At 59.6% G+C, this 16,893-nt stretch carries 12 protein-coding genes; 3 read left to right on the forward strand and 9 right to left on the reverse strand.

All coding sequences use genetic code 11. The features are described from left to right. Positions 1-375: 375 nt before the first annotated feature. From H1B37_RS29820 to H1B37_RS29840, 5 genes are all read right to left on the reverse strand, one after another. The gene (locus H1B37_RS29820; protein WP_182870940.1) at positions 376-1,014 is read right to left on the reverse strand and encodes an ABC transporter ATP-binding protein; all 639 of its coding nucleotides are present in this window, start codon (positions 1,012-1,014) and stop codon (positions 376-378) included. Further along, positions 1,011-1,844: an ABC transporter permease gene (locus H1B37_RS29825; RefSeq protein ID WP_353620956.1), complete on the reverse strand. Its 834-nt coding sequence runs from the start codon at positions 1,842-1,844 to the stop codon at positions 1,011-1,013. Before H1B37_RS29825 ends, H1B37_RS29820 begins: the two co-directional genes overlap by 4 nt. A 4-nt stretch (positions 1,845-1,848) precedes the next feature. After that, positions 1,849-3,348 carry a substrate-binding domain-containing protein gene (locus H1B37_RS29830; RefSeq protein WP_182870941.1) on the reverse strand — a complete coding sequence of 500 codons (1,500 nt, stop codon included), beginning with the start codon at positions 3,346-3,348 and terminating at the stop codon, positions 1,849-1,851. A 9-nt stretch (positions 3,349-3,357) separates the two neighbouring features. After that, a complete protein-coding gene (locus H1B37_RS29835) occupies positions 3,358-4,167 on the reverse strand; it encodes a hypothetical protein (RefSeq protein WP_182870942.1) in 810 nt (269 codons plus the stop codon). A gap of 457 nt (positions 4,168-4,624) precedes the next feature. Continuing rightward, positions 4,625-8,527: an outer membrane protein assembly factor BamB family protein gene (locus H1B37_RS29840; RefSeq protein WP_182870943.1), complete on the reverse strand. Its 3,903-nt coding sequence runs from the start codon at positions 8,525-8,527 to the stop codon at positions 4,625-4,627. Positions 8,528-8,759: 232 nt separating this feature from the next. On the opposite strand from H1B37_RS29840, the gene ppk2 reads away from it, so the two are divergent. Then, positions 8,760-9,920 carry a polyphosphate kinase 2 gene (ppk2, locus tag H1B37_RS34170; protein ID WP_182870944.1) on the forward strand — a complete coding sequence of 387 codons (1,161 nt, stop codon included), beginning with the start codon at positions 8,760-8,762 and terminating at the stop codon, positions 9,918-9,920. 153 nt (positions 9,921-10,073) lie between these two features. Then, positions 10,074-10,421 carry a hypothetical protein gene (locus H1B37_RS29850; protein WP_182870945.1) on the forward strand — a complete coding sequence of 116 codons (348 nt, stop codon included), beginning with the start codon at positions 10,074-10,076 and terminating at the stop codon, positions 10,419-10,421. An 11-nt stretch (positions 10,422-10,432) separates the two neighbouring features. Here H1B37_RS29850 and H1B37_RS29855 read toward each other — a convergent pair whose 3' ends face one another. After that, on the reverse strand, positions 10,433-11,749 hold the full coding sequence (locus H1B37_RS29855; RefSeq protein WP_182870946.1) for a glycosyltransferase: 1,317 nt from the start codon (positions 11,747-11,749) through the stop codon (positions 10,433-10,435). Positions 11,750-11,993: 244 nt separating this feature from the next. Further along, a complete protein-coding gene (locus tag H1B37_RS29860) occupies positions 11,994-12,260 on the reverse strand; it encodes a hypothetical protein (RefSeq protein ID WP_220498441.1) in 267 nt (88 codons plus the stop codon). A gap of 144 nt (positions 12,261-12,404) precedes the next feature. Between H1B37_RS29860 and H1B37_RS29865 the strand changes: the two genes are divergently transcribed. Beyond that, positions 12,405-13,829: a sigma-54-dependent transcriptional regulator gene (locus H1B37_RS29865; RefSeq protein WP_182870948.1), complete on the forward strand. Its 1,425-nt coding sequence runs from the start codon at positions 12,405-12,407 to the stop codon at positions 13,827-13,829. A 161-nt stretch (positions 13,830-13,990) separates the two neighbouring features. Here the strand turns inward: H1B37_RS29865 and H1B37_RS29870 are convergent, their stop codons facing one another. Both H1B37_RS29870 and ppsA read right to left on the reverse strand, forming a co-directional pair. After that, complete coding sequence (locus H1B37_RS29870) at positions 13,991-14,374, reverse strand: group I truncated hemoglobin (protein ID WP_182870949.1); 384 nt, start codon at positions 14,372-14,374, stop codon at positions 13,991-13,993. A 59-nt stretch (positions 14,375-14,433) separates the two neighbouring features. Further along, positions 14,434-16,848 carry a phosphoenolpyruvate synthase gene (gene ppsA / locus H1B37_RS29875; RefSeq protein ID WP_182870950.1) on the reverse strand — a complete coding sequence of 805 codons (2,415 nt, stop codon included), beginning with the start codon at positions 16,846-16,848 and terminating at the stop codon, positions 14,434-14,436. Positions 16,849-16,893: the final 45 nt, after the last annotated feature.

A 16,893-nucleotide genomic window follows, 5' to 3' on the forward strand; every position in this document is an offset into this window, starting at 1 on the left:
TTCTACAATGCCCCCAGCCCCAAATTGTAGAACTGTTGTCCCCAACTGTTCCCCTGAAAGCAACGCGCCACACCCCGGCGCAAATCCTCCAGACGCAAGCGGCTGCGAACGAACAATTGAGACAATGGTTCTACAATGCCCCCAGCCCCAAATTGTAGAACTGTTTTCCTCAACTGTTCCCCTGGAAGCAACGCGCCACACCCCGGCGCAAATCCTCCAGCCGCAAGCGGCTGCGAACGAACAATTGAGACAATGGTTCTACAATGCCCCCAGCCCCAAATTGTAGAACCGTTGTCCTCAACTGTTCCCCTGAAAGCAAAGCGCCACACCCCGGCAGCCGCAAGCGACTGCGGGGGCACAATTGAGACAATGGTGCTACACTTCCCGCAACACTCCCTCGTGAAGTTCGAAGCGTTGATCGGCCAAGACCTCGGCTTCTTCGTTGCTGTGGGTGACGTGCAACGTCGTCACTCCAGTCGATTCCTTGACCCGTTTGAGCAACGCGTGCATCTCCGCGCGAGTCGATTCGTCGAGCGCACTCAACGGTTCGTCCAATAACAACACGGCGGGTCGAAACGAGAGTGCCCGACCGAGTGCCACACGCTGCGATTCACCTCCGCTGAGTGCATCGACGCTGCGTCCCAACAACGCCTTGATCCCCAACACTCCAGCCAGCTGCGCGATCCGATCATCGATCTCGCTCTGCGGACGTTTTCTCAGTCGCAGCGCGAACGCCAAATGCTGAGCGACCGTCAGCGTGGGGAACAGCGCCAAGTCTTGGGGGACATATCCGATCTGCCGATCTCCCGGCAACCAAGTCGTCACGTCGACGCCATCGATCAGAATCCGCCCCGAGGAGACCTTTCTCAAGCCACAGATCGACTCCAGAATCGTCGTCTTGCCGCGCCCGGTCCGTCCCATCAGCACGGCGTAGTGGCCGCGTGGGACTTGCATGGAGATGCCCGAGAGCGAAAACTCGCCGGCATGGATGGCAACATTGTCCAGCTCGATCACGCGTTCAGTCCCGTCCCAAGCACGCGGAGAATCAACAACACGACCACGGCCATCGCGACCATCAACAACGACACGGCGACCGCGGCATTCAGCTGACCGATGCTCAATTCCAAAAACACCGTCGTCGAAAGCACCTCGGTCCGCATCCGCGTCGCCCCGGCAAAGACCAGGATCGGTCCGAACTCGCCCAGCGCCCGCGCCCACGCGATCGTCGTCGCGGCGATCATGCCACGCCACGCCTGCGGCAACGCGATCTGCATGAACGCCTGGCCCCGCGTGCAACCGAGTGTCCGCGCCACGTCCTCGGCGCGTGGGTCAATTTGGTCGAACGTGACACGCATCGTTCGCACCGCAAACGCGCACGCGACCGAAAACTGGGCCAGCACCACCGCAGGCCACTGATACGTGACCGGAAAACCGACACTGTCGCGCAACCACGCCTCCAATTCCCACCCAAAAATCGGCAGGTGAAACAAGATCAGCAGGCTCAGCCCCAACACCAACGGCGGCAACACGATCGGAATATCGACCAGGGTGTCGACCAACCAGCGTCCGGGAAATCGATAGCGTGACAACAAATACCCCAGTGGCGTCGCGACCCACAACGACAAAACGGCCGCGGCGGAGCAACTCAGGATCGTCAACCGAAACGCCGCCTGAATCTCCGGCTTGCGAAGTGCATCGATGAAGTCGCTCGGTGAGGTGAACACCACATCCGCGGCCAGCAACAGCAGGATCAACACGATGAAGCAGGCCGAGATCCCCCCCATCACCAAAAAGAACGGCGTGTCGCTGCGGCGTCGAAACGTCGGTGAAGAAGGGGAATCCACCGGCTCACTCATCGGTCGCTGCTTCGCCAAGACTTTGCCATCGAAATCCTTCGGCGGCGAAAATGTCTTGCGACTCGGTCGAGCAAATCTGCTGGAACAATCGCGACGCCAAATTCGGATACGGTGACTCTTTGGCAACCGCCCATGGCTGGGTCGCCACACTGCAGTCGATCCCCTGAATCCGGATCGCATCCAAAAATTCCGACGCCCCGGCAGCATTGCTCAAATAGGCCACCGCGGCGTCCAGCGAACCGGTTTGCAACTGGTTGACCAGCATGTCGCCGGTCGGTGTCTGCACGGTCACGTTGGGCATGATCTCCTGCTGAACGCCGCCTTCGCGAAACGTGTTTTGCGTGATCCAGCCCATCGCACATTGTTTCTCGTGTCCGATCCCCACACGCAATCCCTCCTTGGCCAAATCCCGCAACGAGGCAATCCCTTTGGGGTTGCCCTTCTGGACCAGGATCACGAGTTCATTTTGCGAGACCGGAACGGGTTCGGGGAACAGATCGTGTACCTGGTTCATGAATTCGCTGTCACAGGCAAAGTAGGCGTCGGGATGCTGGCCGGCCTTCATTTGTGCCACCAAGATCCCGCAACCGTTGTAGACGCGGTTGACCTTCACGCCCTCGCGTTTTTCGAACGCCGCGATGGTGTCCTCGATTGCCGGACGCAACATCGATCCGGCGAACACTGACAACTCGGGTTGGTCCGCCCAGGTGTCGCCCCCAGAGACGCGAAAACCGTGGTCGGCGTAATGCTGTAGCCCTCGATCGGCGGACGAGACATAACGGGCAAAATGCAACGCATCGGCGGCATGCTCGGTCGATGCGATTACACCGACCGAAATCTGCGACGCCGTCGCCGCCAACTCGGGGATCTCGACGAAGGTCAAATCCGGATAGGTGTGCAACACCGCGTCGTACACGATCCCGGCATCGGCCGCCCCGATCTTGATGTCGTTGGCCACTTCGTTGACCGTTCCACGATAGGCACGGGTGACGTTGTCCAACGCGTCCCAGCGATCGATCGCCCCCAAAGCCTCGCGGACGACTTTGCCGATCGCCGCCGAGTCGGGACTGGCTTGAACGACGCGGACGTCATCACGCAACAGATCGTCCAGGCTGTTGATCGATTTCGGGTTCCCCTTGGGGACCGCAATCACGGCTTGCATCTTGGCGATCGACAGCTCTTCGGCGATCAGCCCCTTTTCCTTGCCGAGTTTCAAGTAACTGTCGTCGGCGGGCAAATACAGATCCCCTTGGTTGGCCACTTCAATCGACGAGAGAAGTGTCTGCGAAGGCCCGTACTGGATTTCAACGCCACGGTCGAACTCCTGCTCGTATTCTTCGCGGATCGATTCCATCACCGCGCGGTTGCTGGCGGCACAGTACAACATCACCGCTCGCCCGCTCGTCGACGGCTTCTCTTTTCCGCCCAGCATCACGCCGATAGCGATCAGTGCGACCAGCGAGCCGGCCATTAAGACATAAGTTCGATTCATAGCTCTAGTTTATCGGCGACCTTGCGGTATCGGAACCAGGACGGGATTGCGATTGCGGCCTTCTTCGGCGCTGCGATCCGGAGGACGGTTGTCGACGTCGCCGAACAGTTCTCCGTCCCAATCGGCATCGATCAGCAAATCGAATCCGGGATTCTGTTCTTTGACTTGGCACGAACACGCCTTGCTCAAGAAGATCGTCAGCTCCTCCATCAACCGCGGTGTCAGGTCGCCAGCCGGGATCACCTCCAATGCCCGGCCGCGACCAAAGACCGGAACCAACAACGGCTCGCCGTCTTCGAACGCCTGCTCGCGCAAACCGGACAGCAAACGGACCAAGAACTGCTCCTTCGAATCATCGGGATCAATCTCCAGCAGACTGAACTTCACCACCAACGGCAAGTCGGCGTACAGTTCCGATCCCGGCAATCCGATTCCTTCAGGCAACTGGACTTTCGACCGGAGTGTCTTGAAGGTGTCTTCGACCAGCGTCTTGGCAGCGGCTGTTTTTTCAGCATCGGCCGATCCGACCAACAACCAAACGACACTGTGGCCGGCCAGCAGCCGATCGCGGAGTTGTTCGCGAACCGGTGATTGAAAAATCCCCATCCGATCCGCTTCGCTGAGCGCTCCGTGCCAGCGATTGACCGTGCGTCCCCGCCCCAATTTGGTGCGGACCATGACGTACGGCAATGTAGCTCGACCGTCCGCGTTGATTTCCTGCCACAAAGCCTCGCGCCCGCGGTCTTTCCTATCGGCCAAGTCGACCGCGATAACCTTGGCGTTGGCATGGCCGCCATGGTCGTCTGTCGAAGCAGTCATTCGATTCATCAGGCGGGCGTCGGCGGGTGAGAACGGTCCATCATGAAAAACAATCACTTCGCAATCATCCGGCGTCCATCGTTCCAGTGCATAGCGAAAGACGGGAATGTTGCACGCGCCGGCGCAAGAACTCCATGCCAAAAGCATGAAGGTTAGGACAAGTCCCCGCGAAGAATGGCAGACCAGATCAAGTCTTGGGCGGCGGACAAGGCTCTGCCACGACATCGCTACTGATTCATCCTGCCAGCATGGCTCCCCTCTCCCCCGGATTCTGGGCAAGCTCCACTTGCCCAGAATCCGGGGGAGAGGGGCTGGGGGTGAGGGGGCATCCAAAGACGCACCACGATCGAAACGAGCGATCGTGCGGCATTCATTCGTCGAAGGAAAAGACATAACGAGCTGTTTCAAACGAGGTTCCAACAGTCTGTCGAAGTTGAGTGAATTGAAATCCAGTGACTCACTTTCCGAAACACAACACCCTTCCGTCGAGCGTCGAAAGAAACAGGCTGCCATTAGCACCGGCCAGTCCGTCCCACGCAGGCAACGCGTCCAGCTTGATCTCGTTTTCAATCTCGCCGGTGTCGATGTTCACTGCCAATAGCGACGATCCATCCTTGCCCATCAACGCCGCGTCCTGGTTATCGAGCAACGTTTGAACCTCCGGATCACTCTCGCTGAGTTTCTGGAACGTTTCTTCTTCGTCGATCGTGTCCGGTGGCCCGACGACAAACAGCTTGCTGCCGGCCAACACCATGCCGCGAACGTAGACCGGGATGTCTTTGGCCCACTTCGGCTTGACCAGCGAATCTCCGGGTTTGACGTTGTTGTTTCCGCCTTTCTTCTTTGCGCCCTGATTGCGGCTTGTGAACTGGACGGCCTTGCCGAATTTGCCTTCGACCGGCTTGCCGCCTTCCAGCGTTCCGTTGTTGCGATGCAAACTGTGATCCCGCGCGGTGCCGTCGTCAAAGCTGACCGCCAACACGGCATCGGCAGAAATCTCCGAACCGTCGTCATAGCGTTTGGCGACCTGTTCGGCCGTTGCCGCACGGAAATACAACCGCACCTCGTCGATCGCCCCGGAGAAGGGCAACGGGGACGTGTAGTTGCCGACGGCGGTTTGCCCGTCGGCCCCGACATCCATGCCTTGAGCGGGATCGATGTGAATCAAGCCCGACGACTTGCCGCTGGCAGCGAGTCTTCCGTCGACGTACAACGACATCGACTTGTCTTCGCCTAGCACGCCGACGACATGGTGCCATCCGCCGACGATTCGTTTGGGGCCTTCAACCGTCGACAGCCCCTGTTCACTGCGGACCATGAATTGTGGCTTGCCCGCCTTCAACGTCAATGCGAATCCGGCGGATGGACCTCCACGAGCGACGATCACACCCTGGGGCTTGGTCGATGTGATCCACGCCTCCACCGTGATCGGTTTGCCTTGCGGATTCAAACTCGGCGATTTCGGGAACGATGCCGAGGGAGCCGACGGGCCGCCGCCGCGTTTCTTTCCAAAGCCCTCGGGGATCTCCGGCGGATTCTGTTCGGCCGAAAACAACTGGTGTTCCAAGACCGTCGTCCAACGTAGGTATTGGGGTTTGCGTCCGTAGCCGTAAACATACCCGTCACCCTTGACCAAGATCCGTCCCGACGGGGCGTACTTGCCGGCTTGATAATAACCGCCGTGGCCGCCGGCAAAACTCTGCCCCAGCACCCAATACGAACGGTGGAACCAAGTGTCATCCAGAAACCCCATCGGGGCGAAGATGTGGGCGTCGGGTCCACGTTGCTTGGACGCTTGGGCGGCAAACTCGCCCGAATTCGGTCCGATCTCAAGCCGGTTGAGGTCGAAGTCGAATTTCTGGCTCTTCATAAACAGGTGGCGTCCGTCGGTGGACAAGATATCGGGGAGCCCGACCGGCATCTGCAGGATTTGCAGTTTCTCTTGCAGGTTGTTCCCGGTCTCCGGATTGGTCTCGTCCATGATCGTTTCGGCCAGCTTCTTTCCGCTGGCCAGATCCAGCCGCAACAGTCGTAGCCCGCCGTCCAAAAAGTTGGATCGTCCGGCCACGGTGTAAATCGAATCGTCGTGAATCAACACGCTGCCATGCACCGGCCACAACGATTCCAGTTGTTCGTACGCCATCGCACGGCGATCGATCGGCGCCGCACGGTATCGCCAGACCAATTCACCGTCGGTGGTCAAGCAATACACCCAGCCGTCGGCGGCACCAAAAACGACGCGGCCGCGATGCACGGTCGGCGGCGAATCGATCCGCGCCCCGGCGGTGTAGCTCCATTTCGCCTCGCCCGTTTTTTCATCCAGAGCATGCAGCGTGTGCTGGTCGATCTGTGCGACGTAGACATGCCCGTCGGCGATCACCGGCGCGGTCAGCCGGCCGCCCAGGTCCGCGGTCCATCGGGGAGCGACGTCGGAGGAGATCGTGCCCGCGCTCGCGCCGCTACGTCCGGCATCGCGGCGGTACGTCGGCCAATCGTCTGATCCGGCCGGTTCGGAATCGGCCAAGGCCACGCCGAACGCAGGCCCTTTTTCACGCCGTCCGACTTCGGCCACCTTCGTCGGGATCGGACGGGTCGGGGCCAACGGAGCCAGAGCGTTGAACCCGAATAGCTTGGCCTCGGGATAGCAGGCACAGTTGTGTGGCGGCGCGTACGTCAATCCGTTGCAGGGCATCACGCCGTACAGACACCCGCCGCGGACCCAGTGATGGATGTCCCAATGTTCTTTGTCGGGATCAACAAACTCGATCCCGGTCCGCGAAGGCATCAAGAAGTTGTCGGTCGCCTTGGCGATGTAACAACGGTGGTGAAACCAATACGTGTCAACATCGGGGGCGAACGATTTGACGACTTCGCCGGTTCGCGGGTTGCGTCCGGTGTAGACGCCGCTGTCCTTGCCCGACGTCAACGGTGCCAACCAAACCAATCCGTCGACGACCATCAAGTCTTGCGGTGATTGATAGCCGCTGTTGGGAAAACTCGCCTCCCACAGCTTTTCTCCGCTTTTGGCGTCACTGCTGATCATCTTGCCGTCGCCGCCGGCGTACAACACCACGTCTTCGTAAACCACCAACCGGGGACCAAAGTTGAACGTGAACGAATCGCGACGTGTCACCGATTCACTTTCCCAAACGACGTCCCCCGAACGCCCATCCAACGAGACGATTCTTTCGCCGTCGTGAAAGAAGAGCTGTGAATCTTTGGCCGCCAACGTCAGCGGTGACACCTTCGTCTTCTTGGCCCACAACTGTTTGCCGGTGCTAGCCTGGAACGCCATCAGCACGCGAGGTTCTTCATTCCAGAAAAAACTTCGCGAGCGTGCCTGGTCACCGACGGTGCCGTGCAGCGGGGCGTAATCCTGCAGTTCCGCTTTGCCTTTTCGCACGACCAAAAACAACAGGTCGCCGGTGGAGATGATTTCCTCGGTCGCATCACTGCCTTCGTAGGTTCGCAGCACTTCGCCGGTCGCCGCGTCCAATGCGGTCAGCGGCGCGTTGAATCCCAACGTGACGAAGACTTCCGATTCGGTCGAAACCAAGCGCCGCGACAATTGGGTCGGCCCGCTCTTGAGCGGCCAGAGGTGCGGTTGCCAGTTGTCGATGTCTTTCTTCCACAACACGGTGCCGTTGAAGGCATCGCGGGCGATCAATTTCCATTTGGGCGGCAATTGGATCGAGATTCGACTGCCTTCATCCATGATGTAAAACATCCGTCCGCCGGTGGACACCAACGCACTCATGCTGGCCATCCGGTCATGGTGCCGCGACCATCGTGGGCTGCCCACCCATTGCAAGTGACGCGGCGGTGCGACGACGTCGTCGTGGGCGACCGAGTTGCCCGTCGCATCGTGCAAGTAGTGAGACCATTCGTCGATGTTGTCCGGTCGCGGCTTTTGATGCCTGACCCAGCGGTCACCCTGCTTGACCAAGGCGACGCCGTTGGGAACCAGCACTCTCAAGACCTCGTCCATCGTGACGTCGCCCAGCGATTCGGCGACCAACATATTCACCATGTTGTCGACGTAGGGAAGCTGGTAGCCGTCGAAACGGTCAAACGCGATGTCACCATAGTCGCCTTGATCGATCACCCGGTCGCGGATCGAATTCAATTGGTTCGCATCCCGGACCAACCCGTGAACCTGGGTCGCATCGTTTTGGCGCAGCGCCGCGGTCAGTTGACCGTCCCCGGCATCCAAGTGCACGAAGAACCCTGCGTTGACGCCGGCCTGCTCGATCAGTTTGTTTGCGTCCTGTTGGATGTCGGCGTGACACACACCGGCAAGACAGGTCGTCAGAAGGACAAAAGTAGCACCAACGACATCTCGAATCGGTAGTCGCGACATGAATCAGCTCCGGACGAAGCGAACGGTGGGAATCCAGGAAGGCGTCAATTGTAACCGTCGCCGGCCCCCCGCGGTGTGTTGTCGCCGTCACGAATCTACTGAGATCCACAGATGATCAGCGGTTTGGCACAAGCTATGCTTCTGATGACGATTCCCTGCCGACCTGCGCGCCTCGACCGCGTGCCTGCACCGCGCCCTCGCCTGTGGCCACCTCTTTGCCCCCCATTCGGAAATGTCAACCAAGCCTGCTAAACCGTCAAAAAACGGCACGAAAAACGCAAAGTCGAAGTCAAAAAAGAAGACCAAACGCCGCAATCGGCTGGTCGCTGAGGGTGACACGTCACCGTCGCTGACACCCGACGAGTTGGAGGACTTTGAAGTCGATCAATCCGTCGAAGCAGCCCAACAGAGCAAAATCAGCGCGGTCCGTGACATCATCGAGACGACGCCCCCGCACGATGTGCACACGCTGGCCAAGACATTGGAAGTGATCATCGACGGCGCTTCCCCGGAAGACGCCACCGTGCTGCGTAACGCCTTACTCAAGAAGACGCCCCCCCGTGCCGGCGGTCGACGTCGCAGCAGTCCCGACGACCAACTCTCCAGCGGCTGGCGCGATGGCGCGTTCCCTTATCGCAACTTGATGTCGCGAAAGACATATGAAAAACAAAAGTACAAGCTGCAGGTCGAACTGCTGAAACTTCAGGCCTGGGTCAAAGAATCCAAAGAGAAGGTGGTGATCCTGTTCGAAGGACGCGACGCGGCCGGAAAAGGCGGCACCATCAAACGCTTTATGGAACACCTGAATCCTCGCGGTGCACACGTCGTCGCGCTCGAAAAACCGACCGAGACCGAACGCGGACAATGGTACTTTCAACGCTACATCCAACACCTGCCGACCGCCGGAGAAATCGCCATGTTCGACCGGTCCTGGTACAACCGCGCCGGCGTCGAACGCGTGATGGGCTTTTGCAGCGACGAGGAATATGCGGAATTCATGCGTCAAGTCCCCGATTTCGAACGCAACCTGGTCCGCAGCGGCACCTGGCTGATCAAATTCTGGTTCTCCGTCAGCCAGGATGAACAACGCCGGCGTTTCAAGGAACGCGAAGCACACCCGTTGAAACAGTGGAAACTGTCCCCGGTCGATCTGGCTTCCTTGGATAAATGGGACGACTACACGCGCGCTAAAGAAGCGATGTTCTTCTATTCGGACACCTATGATGCGCCCTGGACCGTCGTCAAATCCGATTGCAAGAAACGCGCGCGCCTGAATGCGATGCGGTTCGTGTTGAACACGATCCCCTATGCCAATCGAGACCTGGAACGAATCGGCAACGTCGACCCTCTGTTGGTCGGGCGTGCCAACTTGGTCGCTCAGAACCGCGACTAGCTGGACAGCTTTGACGTAGCTACGCTCGCCAGAGCGTGGCGACGCACGTGTAGCGCTGTCGGACGAAGATGCGATGCCCCACGGCGCAAACGATACGCTACTCTAGTAGCGAGTTCATCGTTTCCACCGCCCGTCTGCCCAAAGGATCCCAGCATGTCCGCCACCAACCCCTATGAATCGTCCGCCGTTGCTCAACCGATGACGGCCACCCGACGAACCGTCACGGTCAAACGGTTGGACGTCATGTCCTGCGGCACCATGCTGGGCGTGCTGTACGCGATCCTGGGTCTGATCGTCGGCGCGATGTTCACGTTGATGGCGTTGGTCGGCGTGGCGGCCCAGGGTGGCGACGCGGTGGCCGGACTGATCGGCGGCATCGGCGCCATCATCATCATGCCCTTGTTCTATGGCGTCGGCGGCTTCATCGGGGGAATCATCGGGGCACTGCTGTACAACATGTGCGCCACCTTCGTGGGCGGGATCAAATTCGATCTGGAGTAAGCTTCGGACCGTCAAAAGACGTGAATGTCTTTGCCGATGATCGCGTGTCCGGCGGCATCGACGACGTTGGACCAGATCTGCCACTCCTCTTCGATTCGGCGGATCGCGGCCGACCAGGCGTCGTGCCGATGCTCCCCGTCGCGTTTGCTGTTGGCGACCTGTTCATACAGCTTGATCGTGCGTGCCGCCATTTCCTCCATCGAAAACCGCTGTGCCGTCTGCCACGCCCCGGCTGTCCACTGTCGATAGCGATCGTGCGGTGCGTCATGAACCTGAATCAACGCGTCAAGAAACCGCTCGGAGACCTGATCATCGGCCAACGCTCCGGCGACCGGGGAAGCAAGGGGTGATTTGACCAACCGTCCGTTTTCACCGTCGCGAACCACGTCGCGGACTCCCGCTGCATCGACCGCCACGATCGGCACCGACGCCGCCATCGCCTCGGTGATCACCATCGCCTGTGTTTCACTTTGTGAACTAAACGCGAACACGTCCATCGCATGGTACAGGTCGACCAGATCGTTGCGTGGCAAGTTGCCCAACAGTTTCAAGCGGTCTGACACGCCGTGCTTTTCAAACACACCGCGCACGGTCTTGCCCGACGGCCCCTCGCCGGCCACCACAAACGTCGCGTCGGGAAATTGCTGTACAAATCGGGCGACACAATTCGCCAAGCACTCCAGTCCCTTTTCCGGCGCCAAACGCCCGACGTGTCCGATGACAAACGATCCTTCGTCGATCCCCAGCCGCTTCCGGGCCGCCGGTCCGTCACCATGCCGAAACCGAACGACATCCACGCCCGTCGGGATTTCAACCATCGGTCGGGTCACGCCCTGCTCTCGCAAACGCTCCAAGATGGTCTTGCCCGGCGCGATCACCGCGTCACACAAGTTGCAGTAGCCGACCGCCAATTCGACCACGAATCGCTGCATGGTTTTCGAATCGCCGGGCACATAGTGCGTGTATTTCTCGTACTGCGTGTGGTGCGTGAACACGACGGGGATGTCGCGCCGGGCCGAAACGCGCAGCGCCGTGCCGCCTAGCAAAAACGGATGATGCGAATGGACCAGGTCCGGCTGGAACTGGTCCAACCTTGTCGTCAAATAGCCTGGAATCGGCACCGGCACCGAAAAATCGGAACCGTTGAAATGCTGCAGCGCCGGAATCCGCACCACGCCGGTCTCGTCGGCCGGCGCCCCCTCAAATTCGGGCGCCACGATCAACACCCGATGGCCCAGCGCGCGAAACTCCTGCGTGAACTGCTGCACGCTACGACACACGCCACCCACGTGCGGGGTGAACGTGTTGGTAAACATCACCACCTTCATCGCTCGATTTCCGTCTGGCGTCGTTTCGTTTTCGATTCGGCTCTACAATCGCCGCCCTCTCCGAGGTCGGCGCGGGGCAAAACTTCGCTTTTCAATCCGCCGAGCTCGAAGAACACGGCGACTCTCCGCACGCACCGGTGACCCGAAAATTGAGTTGCGGTAGACCGCCGGTAATGCGGTGCAATTGACAGGCCAACGCGACCGCAGCGTTCCGAATTCCGACACGCTTGGTCCGCTGTTTGCATCACAGCCCGGTGCCCAGCGAAAGTCCCAAACCCTTGGGTGGATCACGACGAGGAGAGATCGTGGAAACGAAACGGCCGACAGAACTCAATCGTTCGGCACGTTGGTCCTGCCAACGGCTGCTGAACCCTTCGAATTCGCCGCCGGCCGAACGACAGCCTTGCTCTCCCCGCCCGACGGCTTCGGCTTGCGATCCGAACAGGTGGGACCTCGTGACGGCATCGTCATCGACGCGGAAAACCGCGGGCCGACCGTGCACTTTCGTCACGGATGTGCGAGAATGCACACCCAAACGTCGATGTCATTCACCCGCGTGGAGCGGCTTGGAGTGTTTGCCAACGGCTTGGCATCCCTGATCGCCCCATCGAATCACTCACCCGCAAAACCTTGCCAACGAGTCCTGCGAACCACCATGTCTAATTCACCGATCAAGCTGCTGCTTGTGGAAGACGAAGACGATTTCCGTGAAACCTCAGCCCGCTGGATGGAGCGGAAGGGGCACGACGTCAGCGCCGCAGCGAGCGGAGCGGAAGCCTTGGAATTGTGCACCCAAGACAGCTTTGACGTCGCCGTGTTCGACATGAACATGCCGGGGATGTCGGGGATGGAATTGCTGCAGCGGGTCCAGCAAGACAAGATCGAAATGGAAGTGATCATCTTGACCGGCCAGGGCACGATCGAATCCGCGGTTTCGGCGATGAAGTTGGGCGCCTGCGACTTCTTGACCAAACCATGCTCGCTGGGTGATTTGGAACACCATTGCATGTTGGCCCGCGATCGAGGCCGCTTGCGGCGCGAAAACAAACAACTCAAAGCGATCATCTCGCGGAGTCGCCCCGCGCTGGAACTGGTCGGTGAATCACCGTCGATGCGGCAAGTCGTCAAAATGGTCCACAAGGTCGCCCCCACCGACAAGCCGGTCTTGATCCAAGGCGAAAGCGGCACCGGAAAAGAAGTGGTGGCCCGGGCGATCCAGCAAAACAGCCGGCTGAGCGACAAACCCTTTGTCACCATCAACTGCGCCGCGCTCCCCGAACAGTTGGTTGAAAGCGAACTGTTCGGGCACCAGAAAGGGTCTTTCACCGGCGCGACGGCCGATAAACCCGGTTTGTTCGAAATCGCCGATGGTGGCACCTTGTTTATCGATGAAATCGGTGAACTGCCGCTGTCGCTGCAACCCAAACTGTTGCGTGTCTTGGAAGACGGCTCGATGCGTCGCATCGGGTCGCACAAAGAGCGGTTTGTCAACGTGCGAATCATCGCCGCGACCAACCGGGACTTGGCCAAAGAGGTCGAGGCGGGGAATTTCCGCGAGGATTTGTTCTACCGCGTCAACGTGCTGTCGTTGCAACTTCCCCCGCTGCGGGAACGCAGCGGCGATGTGGATCGTTTGGTCGACCACTACTTGCCCGTCCCGTGGCATGTCGACCAGGCCGCCCGCGATGCGCTCAACCGCTACCCCTGGCCCGGAAACGTTCGTCAGTTGATCAACGTGATCCAACGCGCCACGATCCTGGCCGACGGGCACGACGTGACCCTGGACGATCTGCCGTCGGAAATCGCCGACTGTGCCGATGGCGACGCCCCGCGGCATCCCGGCGACCGTGGTGGCGCCACCGATTCACCGGAGTCCGACCACAGCGACGCCGCCTTTAAACCCGAATCGCTGAAACTGGACGACATCGCCAAAGCTCACGTGATGTACGTGCTGGCCAAAGAGAATAACAACAAAGCCAAAGCGGCTCGCGTGTTGGGCATCCACCGACGCAAACTGTATCGATTGCTGGAACGTTTCAACGGCAGCGAAACGGAGGCGCCGTTGACTGCGGTCGAGTGACACTGCGGTCGAGTGACACTGCGGTCGAGTGACACTGCGGTCGCCGGTGGGTGGAAAGCAAGGGCGAACCACCTTCTGGCGAAGGTAGCGACGTTCGATCGGCAAGTCACGCGGTTGCGTGTATCAACTGGTTTACATGCAGTTGACCGCTTTAAGATTTACTACCCATCGACGTTGGCGTCGCCGGTGATTTTGTCCTTGTACAGTGCCAATCGTCCCAGGGCGTCATCGACGTCGCGTTTGGAGGCCCCGTTGTCCTCCATCGCGTCGGCGAAGTGCCCACAGAACTTGGCAAAGTGAACCGCGGTGATCCCGCGACCGGCGTGGATGCGGGTCAAGTCGGCCCCCGAATACTCCGCCGGCCCGTCAAAGGCCGACGCCAGAAAGTGGAACTGCATCGTCCGCAACCGGTCCATCGAGACGCCCTCGAAAAAGGGTGCCAGCTCCGGATCCTTCAGAACTCGGGCGTACATCTCTTCAACAATCGCGGCGACCGCGGCGGTGCCACCGAGACGGTCAAACAGGGCTTGAGAATCGTCAGACATTAAAATCTCACTGAGTGGGGTCGGCAACGCCATTGTTGTAACCTCCGACACCGATTCTGTCAGGAACCGTCCGCTTCAACTTTCAGAATGTGCATCGTCGTCTTCAACACCGAATCGGGGGTCAGCGAAAGGCTGTCGATCCCCTGCTGGACCAGAAACTCGGCAAACTGTGGGTAGTCGCTCGGCGCCTGGCCACAGATCCCGATCTTGCAGCCGCTCCGTTTGGCCTGAGCGATCACGCTGGAGATCATCCGCTTGACCGCTTCGTTTTGTTCATCGAACACGTGAGCCAGAATGGCCGAATCACGGTCGACCGCCAACGTCAACTGTGTCAGGTCATTTGATCCGATCGAAAACCCGTCGAAAATCTCCGCGAATTGATCGGCCAGAATCACGTTGCTGGGGATCTCGCACATCACGTAGATTTCCAAACCGTTTTCGCCCCGCACCAATCCGTGCTTGGCCATCTCCGCTTGCACCCGTTTCCCCTCTTCGATCGTGCGACAGAACGGGACCATCAGCTTGACGTTGGTCAGTCCCATCTCCCGGCGGACCCGCTGGGCGGCTTTGCATTCGAGCGCGAATGCATCGCGAAACCGGTCGCTGTAGTACCGCGACGCGCCCCGAAAACCGATCATCGGGTTCTCCTCCTTCGGCTCATACGCCCGGCCCCCGATCAGATTGGCATACTCATTCGTCTTGAAATCGCTCATCCGGACGATCACATCCTTGGGATAAAACGCGGCCGCAATCATCGCGATGCCTTCGGACAAGCGGTCGATAAAGAATTGTGGCTTGTCGTCGTATCCGACGGTCGCCTGCTGGACCGCCGCGCGGGTGGCGGAGTCCAGTTGTTGAAAGTCGATCAAGGCTTGCGGGTGCACCTTGACGGAGTTGGAAATGATGAATTCCACCCGCGCCAGCCCGACGCCGTCGTTGGGCAGCGACGAGAGCGCGAATGCCTCGTCGGGCGTCGCGACGTTCATCATGATCTTGGTCTTTGGTCGCCCGATCGTCCCCAGATCAATCGTCTCGACTTCGAACGGCAGTTCTCCGTCATAGACGACGCCGACATCGCCGCTGGCACAGCTGACCGTGACGACTTGGCCGTCACGCAAACGATCAGTTGCCTCGCCGGTGCCGACGATCGCCGGCAACCCCAGTTCGCGGCTGACGATCGCCGCATGACAGGTCCGACCGCCGCGGTTGGTGATGATCGCCGCGGCCCGCTTCATCACCGGTTCCCAATCCGGATCCGTCTTGTCGGTCACCAAGATCTCGCCGTCACGGAATTGTGACAATTGATGCACGTCGCGAACCAGACGGACCGGCCCCACCGCGATCTTCTCGCCGACCGAACGTCCCTCCAATAGTTGCTGGCCCTGACGCTTGAGATGGTAACGTTGTAATTCGTGCACCGAACGCCGCGACTGGACCGTCTCCGGCCGGGCTTGAACGATAAACAACTCCCCCGTGTTCCCGTCCTTGGCCCACTCCATGTCCATCGGACAAAACGTCCCGTGAAGATCGCTGTAGTGATCCTCGATCACACACGCCCACCGCGCCAGTTGCAAAATGTCGTCGTCGCTGAGTGCCAGACGCTTTGCCATGTCATCGGCGACCGGCACGTTCTTGGTCATCTTGCTGCCGCCCAAGTCGTACACCATCTTGATCGACTTGGATCCCACCGTGCGTTTGAGAATCGGCCGATGTCCGTCTCGAAGCGTCGGTTTAAAAACGTAGTACTCGTCCGGGTTCACGCTCCCCTGGACCACGTTTTCCCCCAATCCATACGCCGCGTTGATCAACACCGCGTCACGAAACCCGGTCTCGGTGTCGATCGAAAACATCACCCCCGACGACGCCAAATCCGAACGCACCATCTGTTGGATGCCGATCGACAACGCCACCTGCATGTGGTCATAGTTGTGGTGCGCGCGGTAAGAAATCGCCCGGTCGGTAAACAACGATGCCAAGCAGCGTCGACAGGCGTCCAACAAGCTGGCCTGTCCGCGAACATTCAAATACGTCTCCTGTTGACCGGCAAAACTGGCGTCCGGCAAATCCTCGGCCGTCGCGCTGCTGCGGACCGCAACGTCGGCCAATTCCCCCCGCTGCTTGGACAACCGGTGATAGGCGCCGACGATCGCCTTGGACAACTCGTCCGACAGCGGCGTGTCAAGGATCATGTGACGGATGATTCTGCCATGATGCTGCAGCGACCCGACGTCCCGATAATTGATCCCGCTCAAAATCTGCTGAATCTTGTCGTCCAGCCCGCTCTCGGATAGATGCCGACGATAGGCCGCCGCCGTCGTCGCAAAGCCGTTGGGAATCCGCACGCCGCGGGGCGTCAGTTCGCGATACATCTCGCCCAACGACGCGTTCTTGCCGCCGACGATGCCGACATCGCCCATGCCGACTTGGTCAAACCAGCGAATCGAGTCCGTGGCGGATTCTGCTGCCGTACTCATCGTGACACTCGGGATCAGGTAGGAACAGGAATTCGGTCGCCGCTG

The organism is Stieleria mannarensis (assembly GCF_014154935.1).
GTDB lineage: Bacteria > Planctomycetota > Planctomycetia > Pirellulales > Pirellulaceae > Stieleria > Stieleria mannarensis.

Coding starts and splice junctions, on each gene's coding strand:
- ppk2 (WP_182870944.1), top strand. CDS start 8,760: ATGTCAACCAAGCCTGCTAAACCGTCAAAAAACGGCACGAAAAACGCA.
- H1B37_RS29870 (WP_182870949.1), bottom strand. CDS start 14,374: ATGTCTGACGATTCTCAAGCCCTGTTTGACCGTCTCGGTGGCACCGCC.
- ppsA (WP_182870950.1), bottom strand. CDS start 16,848: ATGAGTACGGCAGCAGAATCCGCCACGGACTCGATTCGCTGGTTTGAC.
- H1B37_RS29835 (WP_182870942.1), bottom strand. CDS start 4,167: ATGACTGCTTCGACAGACGACCATGGCGGCCATGCCAACGCCAAGGTT.
- H1B37_RS29830 (WP_182870941.1), bottom strand. CDS start 3,348: ATGAATCGAACTTATGTCTTAATGGCCGGCTCGCTGGTCGCACTGATC.
- H1B37_RS29855 (WP_182870946.1), bottom strand. CDS start 11,749: ATGAAGGTGGTGATGTTTACCAACACGTTCACCCCGCACGTGGGTGGC.
- H1B37_RS29865 (WP_182870948.1), top strand. CDS start 12,405: ATGTCTAATTCACCGATCAAGCTGCTGCTTGTGGAAGACGAAGACGAT.
- H1B37_RS29850 (WP_182870945.1), top strand. CDS start 10,074: ATGTCCGCCACCAACCCCTATGAATCGTCCGCCGTTGCTCAACCGATG.
- H1B37_RS29840 (WP_182870943.1), bottom strand. CDS start 8,527: ATGTCGCGACTACCGATTCGAGATGTCGTTGGTGCTACTTTTGTCCTT.